Source organism: Pseudomonas sp. S2_A05 (genome assembly GCF_054668485.1).
Map to the genome: position 1 here is coordinate 799,296 of NZ_CP162775.1, position 13,384 is coordinate 812,679.

At 63.4% G+C, this 13,384-nt stretch carries 2 protein-coding genes; both read left to right on the forward strand.

Annotated features, from left to right (window positions below):
* Positions 1-2: 2 nt before the first annotated feature.
* Positions 3-12,317, forward strand: coding sequence for a non-ribosomal peptide synthase/polyketide synthase (locus AB4O12_RS03670; RefSeq protein WP_460060361.1), 12,315 nt, complete (start codon positions 3-5; stop codon positions 12,315-12,317).
* Between the two features lie 69 nt (positions 12,318-12,386).
* Positions 12,387-13,349 carry an alpha/beta hydrolase gene (locus AB4O12_RS03675; RefSeq protein WP_460060363.1) on the forward strand — a complete coding sequence of 321 codons (963 nt, stop codon included), beginning with the start codon at positions 12,387-12,389 and terminating at the stop codon, positions 13,347-13,349.
* The last annotated feature ends 35 nt before the right edge of the window (positions 13,350-13,384 follow it).

Here is a 13,384-nt window from a genome sequence, read left to right on the forward strand (position 1 = left end):
GCGTGCAAGAGTTAATCGAGTCGGTAGGACAACTTTCGGCTAAGCAAAGAAAGGCTCTGGCGGTTCTGCTCAAGCAGAAAGGCGTCAACCTCTTTGACATTGCCCCGGTTTTCAAGCGCACGGCTGAAGAGCCGTTGCTGCTGTCCTACGCTCAGCAGCGCCAGTGGTTCCTCTGGCAGTGGGCACCGCACAGCGCGGCCTACAACATTCCGACGGCCCTGCGCTTGCAGGGGCCGCTGGATGCGCCGGCACTGGAACGCAGCATCGCGGCGCTGATCGAACGCCACGAAACCTTGCGCACGGTGTTCTCTCAAGACAGCGCGCAACCCTTGCAAGTGGTCCTGCCCGCAGGACCTTTTGCGTTGGAGATTCATCACCTGAGCGCTGATCTGGCGAATGACCCGGAGCGTTCGATCCAGGCTTTCGTCCAGACCCAGAGCCAGAAGACTTTCGACCTGCAGCACGGCCCGTTGCTGCGAGCCGCGCTGCTACAGGTCAACCCCGCTGAGCATGTGCTGGTGCTGACCCTGCATCACATCGTTTCCGATGGCTGGTCGCTGCAAGTGATGATCGAGGAACTGGTGCAGCTCTATGCCGGTTTCAACCTCGGTCACGACGCCGGTCTGCCGGCGCTGCCGATTCAATACGCCGATTACGCCTTGTGGCAGCGCCAGTGGATGGAGGCCGGTGAGCAGGAGCGGCAGCTGGCCTACTGGCAGGCAAAACTCGGCGGCGAACAACCGGTGCTGGAGTTGCCGCTGGATCGCCCGCGCGCGGTCGATCAAAGCTTCGCCGGCGCCAGCCATAACCTGATTCTTGATCCGGCGCTGAGCCATGCCCTCAAGGCCTTTGCCCGGCAGGAAAACGTCACCCTGTTCGTGTTGCTGCTGGCTTCGTTTCAGGCCTTGCTGCATCGCTACAGCGGGCAAAGCGACATCCGTGTCGGCGTGCCGGTGGCCAACCGTGGCCGAGTGGAAATCGAGCGCCTGATCGGCTTCTTCGTCAACACCCAGGTGCTCAAGGCGGACATCGACGCAGAGCTGCCGTTTGTCGAACTGCTGCGTCAGGTCAAACAGACCGCGCAGGAGGCGCAGGCGCATCAGGACTTGCCTTTCGAGCAACTGGTCGAAGCGCTGGAGCCGGGCCGCAGCCTCAGCCACAGTCCGCTGTTCCAGGTGATGTTCAACCACCAGGCCGAGCGCCGCGCAAGCGTCGCCACACGCCTCAACGGCCTGAACATCGAACCGCTGGAATGGCAGAGCCAGACCGCGCAGTTCGACCTGACCCTCAACACCACCGAGCAGGCCCACGACATCGAAGCCGTGCTCAAGTACGCCACTGACCTGTTCGACGCAGCGACCATCGAGCGCCTGGCGCAACACTGGACCGCGCTGTTGCAGGCGATCGTCGCCGAGCCGACCCGGTGCATCGGCCAATTGCCGATGCTCGACGCCGGCCAGCAGCAACAGCTGTTGGCGCAATGGAATCCGTCGCTGATTGAACAACCGCTGACCCCGTGCATCCAGCAAGCCATCGAGGCCCAGGCCGAGCGGCATGCCGATGCGGTGGCGGTGAGCTTTGCCGGGCAACGCCTGACTTACGCTGAACTCAATCACCGCGCCAACCTGTGGGCGCATACGCTGATCGAGCAGGGCGTCGGCCCGGACGTGTGCGTCGGCGTTGCGGTCGAGCGTTCGCTGGACATGATCGTCGCCATTCTCGCGGTGCTGAAAGCGGGCGGCGCCTATGTGCCGCTGGACCCGAGCTACCCGGATGACCGCTTGAGCTACATGATCGACGACAGCGGTATTCGATTGCTGTTGACCCAGGGCCATTTGCTCGGGCAATTGCCGCTGCCGCCGGGGCTGATCTGCCTCGATCTGGATCAGGCGCCGGAACACAGCATCGAAAGCAACCCGCCATGCCTGACCACGCCGGACAATCTGGCCTACGTCATCTACACCTCCGGTTCCACCGGCAAACCCAAGGGCGCGTTGCTGCCGCACGGCAACGTGATGCGCCTGTTCAGCGCCACCGCGCACTGGTTCGATTTCGGCGCGCAGGACAGCTGGACGCTGTTCCATTCCTACGCGTTCGACTTTTCGGTGTGGGAGATTTTTGGCGCGCTGCTGTACGGCGGCAAACTGGTGGTCGTGCCCCACGACGTCAGCCGTTCGCCAGAGGATTTCTACACGCTGCTGTGCGATGAAAATGTCACGGTGCTGAACCAGACACCGTCGGCGTTCAAGCCGTTGATGCAGGTCGCCTGCGAGTCGAGCCGCAGTAATACCCTGCGTTACGTGGTGTTCGGCGGCGAGGCGCTGGAAGTACAGAATCTGCGCCCGTGGTTCGAACGTTTTGGCGACCGCACGCCGACGCTGATCAACATGTACGGCATCACCGAAACCACCGTGCACGTGACCTACCGGCCATTGTCGCTGGCGGATCTGCACAGCAATCACAGCAGCCCGATTGGCGCGCCGATTGTCGACCTGTCGTGGTACTTGCTCGACAGCTCGCTGAACCTGGTGCCGCAAGGCTGCATCGGTGAGTTGTACATCGCTGGCGCCGGTCTCGCCCGTGGTTATCTGAATCAGGCCGGCATGAGCGCCACCCGCTTCGTGCCCGATCCGTTCAACCACAAGGCCGGCCAGCGTCTGTACCGTACCGGCGACCTCGCACGGCTGCGCGGCGACGGGGTGATCGAGTACATCGGTCGTATCGACCACCAAGTGAAGATCCGTGGTTTCCGCATCGAGCTCGGCGAAATCGAAGCGCAACTGCTCAAGCATCCACAGGTGCGCGAAGCGGTGGTGCTGGCGGTGGACGGTCTCAGCGGTCAGCAACTGGCGACCTGGGTCGTGCCGGTTGAGACATTGAACACGGACGAGCAGGGCGCGCTGCGTGATTCGATCAAGCTGCACCTGCGCGAAACCCTGCCGGATTATATGGTCCCGGTCAGTTGGGCGTTCCTCGACCGACTGCCGCTGACCGCCAACGGCAAGCTCGATCGCAAACAACTGCCGCAGCCGGACGTTGCGCACGTGCAAGAGGCCTACGCCGCGCCGCGCAGCGAACTGGAACAGCGTCTGGCGGAGATTTGGCAGGACGTGCTCAAGGTCGAACGGGTCGGGCTTCACGATAATTTCTTCGAGCTGGGCGGCGATTCGATCATCTCGATTCAAGTGGTCAGCCGCGCTCGGCAGGCTGGCATTCGCTTCACGCCCAAGGACATTTTTCAGCACCAGACCGTGCAGCGTCTGGCCACAGTCGCGCAGCAGAGCGACGCCGTGCAGACGGAGCAGGGCGAGGTGCTTGGCGATGCGCCGCTGACGCCGATCCAGCAGTATTTCTTCCACAGCGACATCCCGGCGCGGCATCACTGGAACCAGTCGATCCTGCTGACCCCGGCGAAAACCCTGCAAGCCGCAGCCCTGCAACAGGCCCTGGCGCAGGTGCCAAAACAGCATGACGCCTTGCGTCTGCGCTATCGCCAAACCGAGCAGGGCTGGCAGCAAAGCCACGGCGCGGAGGATCAACCACAAGCGTTATTGCGCACTTTCACGCTGGACGACAGCGCGGCATTGCCAGCGCTGTGCCTGGACCTGCAACGCAGCCTCGACCTGCACAACGGCCCGCTGATCCGCGCGGCGCTGGTCGATATGCCGGACGCCAGTCAGCGTCTGTTGCTGGTGATTCATCACCTGGTGGTCGATGGCGTGTCGTGGCGAATCCTGCTCGAAGACCTGCAAAGCGCCTATCAGCAGATCAGCAGCGGACAGAGCGTGCATCTGCCGGCCAAGACCAGCGCGTTCAAGGACTGGGGCTTGCGCCTGCAAGAGCATGCGCGAAGCGCGGCGCTGGGCAGCGAACTGAGCTACTGGCGCGAACAGTTGCGCGACGCGCCGCTCGGTTTGCCGCTGGATAATCCGCAGGGCCAATTGAACAACCGCTTCGAACGCAGCGTCGACACGCGGCTGGACGCCGAACGCACTCGCCAATTGCTGCAACAGGCTCCGGCGGTCTACCGCACCCAGGTCAACGACCTGCTGCTGACCGCACTGGCGCGGGTGCTGTGCGAGTGGACCGCCAGCGACAGTGCGCTGGTGCAGCTCGAAGGCCATGGCCGCGAAGACCTCTTCGATGACATCGACCTGAGCCGCACCGTGGGCTGGTTCACCAGCATGTTCCCGGTGCGCCTGACACCAAACGCCAGCCTGGAAACCTCGATCAAAGGCATCAAGGAGCAACTGCGCGCGATCCCGAACAAGGGCATCGGCTTCAGCTTGCTGCGTTATCTCGGTACCGCCGAAGCACAAGCGGCACTGCATGAACTGGCGCAACCGCAGGTAACGTTCAACTACCTCGGCCAGTTCGATAACAACTTCGACGAAGACGCCTTGTGGCGGCCGGCCACCGAAGACAAGGGCGCCGGTCAGGACGCAAACGCGCCGATGGCCAATTGGCTGACCATCGATGGCCGGGTTTATCAGGGCCAGTTGAGCCTGACCTGGACCTACAGCAGCGACGTCTTCGAGGAGGCGACCATTGTCGGTTTGGCCCGCGCCTACGAAGTGGCGCTGAGCGAATTGATCGACCACTGCCTCAGTCATTCCGGGGGGCTGACTCCGTCCGACGTTCCGCTGGCCGGTTTGTCCCAGGCGCATCTGGACAGCCTGCCGATCGCCGCCCAGCGCATCGAGGACATTTATCCGCTGGCGCCGATGCAGCAGGGCATTCTGTTCCACAGCCTGTACGACGCGGATGCCAGCGCCTACGTCTATCAGATGCTGCTGGACATCGACGGCCTCGACGTCGCGCGGTTCCAGCAAGCCTGGCAACGGGTGGTCGATCGCCATGAAGTGCTGCGCGCCGGTTTCATCTGGGGCCGCGATGGCCTCGATGCGCCGTTGCAGGTGATCAACCGCCAACTGACCCTGGAAATGCCGGAAGTTGATGTACGCGATGCCGCTGATCTGCCGGCGGTGCTTGAGGCGCGGGCGCAGGCCGACCGCGAGCGCGGCTTCGATCTGCAGAATCCGCCGCTGTTGCGCCTGTGCCTGCTGCGCACTGCCGACGACCGCCATCGACTGATTTTCACTTGTCACCACATCCTCATGGATGGCTGGAGCAACTCGCGGATGTTCGGCGAGGTGCTGCAGGATTACGCCGGCCAGCCGGTGCCGAGCGCACAGGGCCGCTACCGCGATTTTCTGGTCTGGCTGCAAGGCCAGGACAAGGCTGGGGCACAGGAATTCTGGCGCGGACAACTGGCCGAACTCGACGAGCCGACCCGACTGGCCTCGGCCTGCCACGGACGCACCGTGCCGGGGCCGGGCAAACAGATGCATCGTCTGCATTTCGATGAAGCGTTGACCCAGCGTCTGAACAGCTTCTCCCGCCAGCAACAGGTGACCCTCAACAGTCTGGTGCAGGCGGCATGGCTGCTGGTGTTGCAGCGCTACACCGGGCAGGCCACCGTGGCGTTTGGCGCCACGGTATCCGGGCGTCCGGTGGATTTGCCGGGCATCGAAGAACAGCTGGGGCTATTCATCAACACCTTGCCGGTAATCGCCAGCCCGCAGGCCACCCTCAGCGTCGGCGACTGGGTGCGCAGCGTGCAGGACAAGAACCTGCTGTTGCGCGACTACGAACAGACGCCGTTGCAGGACATTCAGCGTCTGGCCGCATTGAGTGGCGAAGCGTTGTTCGACACTTTGCTGGTGTTCGAGAACTACCCGGTGTCCGAAGCGCTGGAGGCCAATCCGGGCGGGCTGCGCTTTTCCGGTCTGGAGCATCGTGAACAGACCAACTACGGCCTGACCCTGATCGCTGGTGCCAGCGAAGTGCTCAACCTCGATTTCAACTACCTCACCAAGCACTTCGCCGAGCGCAGCGTGCTTGGTCTGGCGGCGCATTTGCGTGAAGTGCTCGAGCAATTTATCGCAGCGCCGCAGCGTGCACTCGGCGAGATCGGTCTGCTGCCGCTGGCCGAGCGTCAGACGCTGGCGCAGTGGAACGACAATCACGCGGCTTATCCGGCCGAGCGGTTGATCTCGCAGAGCTTTGAAGCAAGGGTCGCAGCACATCCGCAGGCACTGGCGTTGAGTCATGCCGGCGTGGCCCTGAGCTATGGCGAACTGAACCTGCGGGCGAATCAGCTGGCGCGGCATTTGGTGACGCTGGGTGTCACCGCCGAAGTGCGCGTCGGCGTGGCGCTGCCGCGTTCGGCGGAACTGGTGATCGCCCTGATGGCGGTGCTCAAGGCCGGCGGCACCTACGTGCCGCTGGACCCGGACTACCCGGCCGACCGCGTGGCCTACATGCTCGACGACAGCCAGGCGAAAGTTCTGCTGACCCAGCAAGCGTTGCTGGCGCAACTGCCGTCCAGCGAAGCACACGTGGTACTGGTCGAGGCCGGCGGTGAGGCGTTCGCCGCGCAAGCGCCGGACAACCTGCCGGCGCGCGCCGACTCGGCCAATCTGGCCTACGTGATCTACACCTCCGGTTCCACCGGTAAACCGAAAGGCGTGGCCATCGCCCATCGCAACGTACAGGCGCTGATTGACTGGTCCGCCGAGGTCTACAGCGAGGACGATCTGCAAGGCGTGCTGGCCTCGACGTCGGTGTGCTTCGACCTGTCGGTGTGGGAGATTTTCGTCACCCTGGCGCGCGGCGGATCCATAGTCATGGCGCGCAATGCTCTGGAGCTGCCCGACTTGCCCGAGCGTGATCAGGTGCGCCTGATCAACACCGTGCCATCGGCGATTGCCGCGCTACAACGCATCGGCCAGATCCCGGCGGGCGTGCGCATCATCAATCTCGCCGGCGAGCCGCTCAAGCAGGCGCTGGTCGACACGCTGTACCGCGAGACTTCGGTTGCCCACGTTTACGATCTGTACGGGCCGTCCGAAGACACCACGTATTCGACCTGGACCCGTCGCGAACTCGGCGGCCAGGCCAATATCGGCCGGCCATTGCGCAACACCACCGCGTACCTGCTCGACGGGCAATTGCAGGCAGCTCCGCTCGGCATCGCAGCGGAGCTGTATCTGGCCGGTGAGGGCATCACCCGTGGCTATCTGTTGCGCCCGGGCCTGACCGCCGAGCGCTTCGTGCCCAACCCGTTGGCGAGCAACGGCGAGCGCATGTACCGCACCGGCGACCTGACGCGTTTCATGGACGACGGCCGTATCGAATACGTCGGCCGCATCGACCATCAGGTCAAGGTGCGCGGCTTCCGTATCGAACTGGGGGAAATCGAAGCGCGTCTGCTGGCCCAGGCCAGCGTGCGCGAAGGCGTGGTGCTGGCGGTGGACGGCGTTGGCGGCCAGCAACTGGTGGCTTATGTGGTGCCGGCCGAGGCTGATCAGAGTCTTGCGCAACTGGACGCGCTGAGCGCTGCGCTGCAAGCCGCGCTCAAGGCGCATCTGCCGGATTACATGGTGCCGGCGCAGTGGCTGTTCCTCGAACAGTTGCCGCTGACACCCAACGGCAAACTTGATCGCAAGGCTCTCCCGGCACCGGACGCCAGTCAGGCGCAACGCGATTACGTCGCGCCTTCGACGGCGCTGGAGCAGCAACTGGCCGAGGTCTGGCAGGACATTCTGAAGATCGAGCAGGTCGGCGTGACCGACAATTTCTTCGCCCTCGGCGGTGATTCGATCATCTCGATTCAACTGGTCAGCCGCGCGCGGCAGCAGGGCATTTGCTTCACGCCCAAAGACCTGTTCCAGCAGCAGACGGTGCAGAAACTGGCCGCAGTGGTTTCGCTTGAAGACGCGCAATCCGCCAGCGCCAGCGACTACCCGTTGGCGCAACTGGATCAGGCGCAACTCGATGCCTTGCCGGTGCCGGCGGAACTGATCGAAGACGTCTATCCGCTGTCGCCGATGCAGGAAGGCATGCTCTTCCACACCCTGTCGGATAACGGCAGCAGCCTCTATGTGCAACAGGTCAGCCTGCCGATCAAGGGCCTCGACGTGGAGCGTTTCCGCCAGGCCTGGGAATTCATCATTGTGCGGCAGGCGATCCTGCGCACCAGTTTCCATTGGCAGGATGGGCTGGCCAAGCCGTTGCAGGTCGTGCATCGCCAGGCGCCGCTGCAGATGCAGGTGCTCGATTGGCGTGGGCAGGATTGCAGCGAGGCGGCGATTGCCGAATTCGCCAGCGCCGACCGCGCGCTGGGCTTCGACTTGTCCGAGGCGCGTTTGCAACGGGTGACCCTGCTGCAGCTGGGCGACGAGCAGTACCAGATGATCTGGACCAGTCACCACATCCTGATGGACGGCTGGAGCAGTTCGCGGTTGTTCGGCGAGGTCTTGCAGTACTACGCCACGGGCCAGGTGACTGGCGAAAACGGCCGCTATCGCGACTTCATCGCCTGGTTGCAGGCGCAGGATCAGGATGCCCAGGAGCTGTTCTGGAAAGCGCGTCTGGCGGTGGTCAACGAACCCACTGCGCTGAGTCAGGCGATGCACCCGCGCCACAGTGCCGACGTTACCGGTCACGATGCGCTCTATTCGAATTGGGACAAGGCGCAAACCGCGCGCCTGCTGGAGTTCTGCCGCGATTTGCGCATCACCCCCAACACGCTGATCCAGGGCGCGTGGCTGCTGCTGTTGCAACGCTACACTGGCCAGCAAACGGTGACCTTCGGCGCCACCGTGTCGGGGCGCCCGGAAAGTCTGCCGAACGTCGGCAACATGCTCGGCCTGTTCATCAACACGTTGCCGATCATTCAGACCCCACAGGCCGATCAGCGCCTGGCCGACTGGCTGGGCGAAGTGCAGGCCTACAACCTCGACATTCGCGATTACTCCCAGGCACCGCTGGCCGATGTGCAGCGCTGGTCGAACCTCGGTGGTCAGGCGCTGTTCGACAGCATCGTGGTGTTCGAGAACTTCCCGATCGACGAGCGCTTGCAGGAAGAAACCGACTCCGAGCTTACCTTCGGCAAATCCATCGGCCACGGCGTGACCAACGTGCCGATGGACCTTGCGGTGATGCTCGGCGATGAATTGTCGATCGAGTACCTGTACCTGCGCAGCCACTTCAGCGCCGAGGCGGTAGAAGGCATTCGCCTGACCCTGGAAAACACCCTCGCGGCGATGATGGCCGCGCCGTATGAGCGACTGGGCAATTTGCAGCGTCTGTCCGCCGAACAATGGCAAGCGGCGCAGGCCTGGAGCGCCGAGCCTTCCCACCGCCACGCGCCGCAGTTGCTGCCGGAGCTGATCAGTCGTCATGCGCAACAGCAACCGAATGCGATCGCGGTGCAATGCGCCGGCGAGAGCCTGACCTACGCCGAACTGGAGCGGCAGGCCAATCGACTCGCGCAGTGCCTGATCGCGCACGGCGCCGGGCCGGAAGTGGTGATCGGCGTGGCGTTGCCGCGCTCGCTGGAAATGCTGGTGAGCTTCCTCGCCGTGCTCAAGAGCGGTGCGGCGTACGTACCGCTGGACATCGATTACCCGCCGGAGCGTCTGGCGTACATGATCGAAGATTCGCGCATGGCCCTGCTGCTGACGCAAACCAGCCTGCGGGCGACGTTACCGGCGCCGCATGGCGTGTTGCGTCTGGAAATCGATCAACTCGATCGCAGTCTTTACAGCGATGCCGCACCGGTCTGCGATGTTCACGAGCAGAGCCTGGCCTATCTGGTTTACACCTCCGGCTCCACCGGACGGCCAAAAGGCGTGGCCGTCACCCAGGGACCGCTGAGCATGCACTGCCAGGCCATCGCCGAGTTGTACGAAATGGACGCGAGCAGTTGCGAGTTGCACTTCATGTCGTTCGCTTTCGACGGTGCCCATGAACGCTGGCTGAGTACCTTGTACAGCGGCGGTCGTCTGGTGATTCGCGACGGTTGCCTTTGGACGCCGGAGCAGACCTATCAGGCCCTGCACGATTACGGCGTGACCATCGCCTGTTTCCCGCCGGCCTATCTCAAACAACTCGCCGAGTACGCCGCCGCCAGTGGCATCGCACCACCGCCAGTGCGCATCTACTGCTTCGGTGGCGATGCGGTGCCGGAGCAAACCTTCGAACAGGTCAAAGCCGCATTGCGTCCGCAGTTCTTCACCAACGGCTACGGCCCGACCGAAACCGTGGTCACGCCGATGCTCTGGAAAGTCGCCATCAGCCAGCAGTGCGAAGCGGCATACGCGCCGATTGGCCGCGCGGTCGGTGCGCGTTCGTTGTACGTGCTCGACGACGATCTGAATCCGCTGCCGCCGGGTTTTGCCGGTGAGTTGTACATCGGCGGTTACGGCGTCGCTCGCGGTTACTACGGCCGCCCCGATCTGACCAGCGAGCGCTTCGTGCCCAACCCGTTTGCCCTCGGCGAGCGCCTGTACCGCAGCGGCGATCTGGTGCGCCGTCGCCCGGACGGCGTGGTCGATTACGTCGGGCGCATCGACCATCAGGTCAAGGTGCGTGGCTTCCGCATCGAGCTGGGCGAAGTCGAGGCCAGCCTGCGTCAGTTGCCGGCGGTCAGCGATGCGCTGGTGATTGCCCGCGACAATGCCTCCGGCAAGCAACTGATCGGCTACGTGGTCACCGCCAGCGGTGAAGACATCGGCGATGAACTCAAGGCCGGGCTGCGCGCTTCGCTGCCGGAATACATGGTGCCGGCGCAGATCGTCTGCCTCAGCGCGTTCCCGGTCACGCCCAACGGCAAGCTCGATCGCAAGGCCTTGCCGGAGCCGGAGTTCAAAAGCGACGAATATGTTGCCCCGCGCACCGAGCAGGAACGCCTGCTGGCGGAAATCTGGGCGCAGGTGTTGCAGGTCGAGCAGGTCGGTATCAGCGATAACTTCTTTGAACTGGGCGGCGATTCGATCCTCAGCCTGCAAGTGATCTCGCGGGTGAGAAACCACCCGACCCTGCAGATGGAGCTGAAGCTGCGTGATCTGATGCGCTATCAAACCATCGCCGGCATCGTCGAGCAGCAAGTGGCGAAGGAGGGCGCCGGGCAAGCGTTGCCGGACCTGACTCAGGTTGCTGCAGAGGGTGCGTTCAATTTGCTGCCGATCCAGCAATGGTTCTTCGCCGAAGGCATGGCCGAGGCGCATCACTACAACCAGTCGTTGCTGCTCAGCGCACGTCAGCCGCTGGATCTCGATGCCCTGGAACAGGCGCTGGGCTTGATCGAACAGCATCACGATTCGTTGCGTCTGCGTTTTTCCAATGACGGCGGGCGCTGGTTGCAGCGCTATAGCAGCAGCGCGTCCGACGAGGCTGTGCTGTGGCGCCGTGAAGCGCAAAACAGCGAAGAGGTCGAAGCCTTGGCCAACCTCGCGCAGCGCAGCCTCAAACTCGATGACGGGCCGGTCTGGCGGGTCATGCATGTGGCCTTGCCGGATGGCCAGGCGCGGTTGTTGGTGGTGATTCATCACCTGGTGGTCGACACCGTGTCGTGGCGGATTCTGCTCGACGATCTGAAAGTCGCTTATGAGGCGTGCGTGCAGGGGCTGGCGCCGCAGCTGCCGATTCGCACCAGCAGTTATCGTTCGTTTGCCGAGGCATTGCAGGCGCAGGCGCCGGTGATTGCCGAGCAGGAATTGAGCTATTGGCTGGAGCAACTGGATCAGCCCGGCGTTGATCTGCCGTGCGACAACCCGCGCGGCAAGAACCTCGTGCGGCAACAGGCGCAGGCGCGGCTCAAGCTGTCCCGCGAGCACACCGAACAACTGCTCAAACGGGCCCCGGCGGTGTACGGCACGCAGATCAACGACTTGCTGTTGTCAGCGCTCAGCCGCGCCCTGTGCCGCTGGAGTCAGCAACCGTCGGCGTTGATTCTGCTCGAAGGGCACGGGCGCGAAGACCTCTTCGAATCGATCGACCTGAGCCGCAGCCTCGGCTGGTTCACCAGCATGTTCCCGGTGCGTTTGCGCCCGGACGGCGACGACATCGGCCAGTCGATCATCGATGTGCAGGCGCAACTGGCGGGCGTACCGCAGAAGGGCATCGGCTATGGCGTGCTGCGTCATCTGGCCGGGCCGGACATTTCGGCGCAACTGGCCGCACTGCCGCAGGCACGGGTGACCTTCAACTACCTCGGACAGTTCGACCAGAGCTTCGACGAACAGGCGTTGCTGGTGCCGGCACTGGAAGAGACCGGCGACAACTACAGTCTCAAGGCGAATCTGGGCAACTGGCTGGAAATCGTCGGCCAGGTCTATGACGGGCAACTGGCCTTGCGCTGCATCTACAGCAGCCAGCGTTACCGCGCCGGCACCATGGATGCGCTGATGAGCGATTACCAGCGTGAACTTGAAGCGTTGATCGAACATTGCATGGCGCGTGTGGGTTGATCGCCCGGTCTTTTGCGCGGGCGCTGCCCAGGCGCGCCCGTCCTATTGCGGATACAAGGATTTTTAACGATGTCGTTACACCCTGATCTGGAAGCTTTCCTTGACCTCGCTCAAGACAGCCAGGACGCCGGCCTGCCGGCCATGCACCAACTGACCCCGAGCGAGGCCCGCGCCACCTTCGAACAGACTACCGCGCAACTGCGCTGGCCGGCGCCGCAGGATCTTGAAGTCACCGAGATCGAAACACAGGCCCGTGACGGTGCGGCGTTGGCGTTACGTTTGTATCGGCCCAACGGTATTGAATCGCCGCTGCCGGTGCTGGTGTATTTCCACGGTGGCGGATTTGTCGTTGGCAGTCTGGATTCCCACGACGGCGTCTGCCGCGAGTTTTGCCAGCGCACGCCGTGTGCAGTGCTCTCGGTCGGTTATCGACTGGCGCCGGAGCATCGCTTTCCGACAGCGCTGGAGGATGGCGAGGACGCTTTGGCCTGGCTGGCCGAACAGGCTGCGAGCCTCGGCCTGGATGGTTCGCGCGTTGCGTTTGGTGGCGACAGCGCGGGTGCCACGTTGGCGACGGTGCTGGCGATTCAGGCAGTGGTGCAGCCGCACACGGTGGCTATCGCGCCCAAGGCGCAGTTGTTGTGTTATCCGGTGACCGATGCTTCGCGGGTGCATGATTCGCGGCTGTTGTTTGGTGAGGGGTACCTGCTCGAGAACGACACGCTGGAGTGGTTTTATCAGCACTATGCGCGAGGGCCGGAGGATTATCTGGATTGGCGTTTTTCGCCGTTGCTGGCGGAGGATTTGCGTGGGGTGGCGCCGGCCATTGTCGTATTGGCCGGGTTTGATCCGTTGCTGGATGAGGGGAAGGCTTATGTCGACAGGCTGCGTGGGCAGGGGGTTGAGGTCGAGGTCGAGGTTTGTGCCGGGTTGACTCATGATTTGTTGCGGTTGGGGACGGTGGTGCCTGGGGTTCTGGAGGTTTATTCGCGGGTTGGTGGGGCGCTTGCGCGGGTTTTTTGGATGGGGTGAATATCCGTTTTTTTTGGTGTTGCTGCTGGCGGTTT

Excerpts from the sequence above, each read along its gene's own strand:
- AB4O12_RS03675 (WP_460060363.1), top strand. The coding sequence starts at position 12,387 with ATGTCGTTACACCCTGATCTGGAAGCTTTCCTTGACCTCGCTCAAGAC.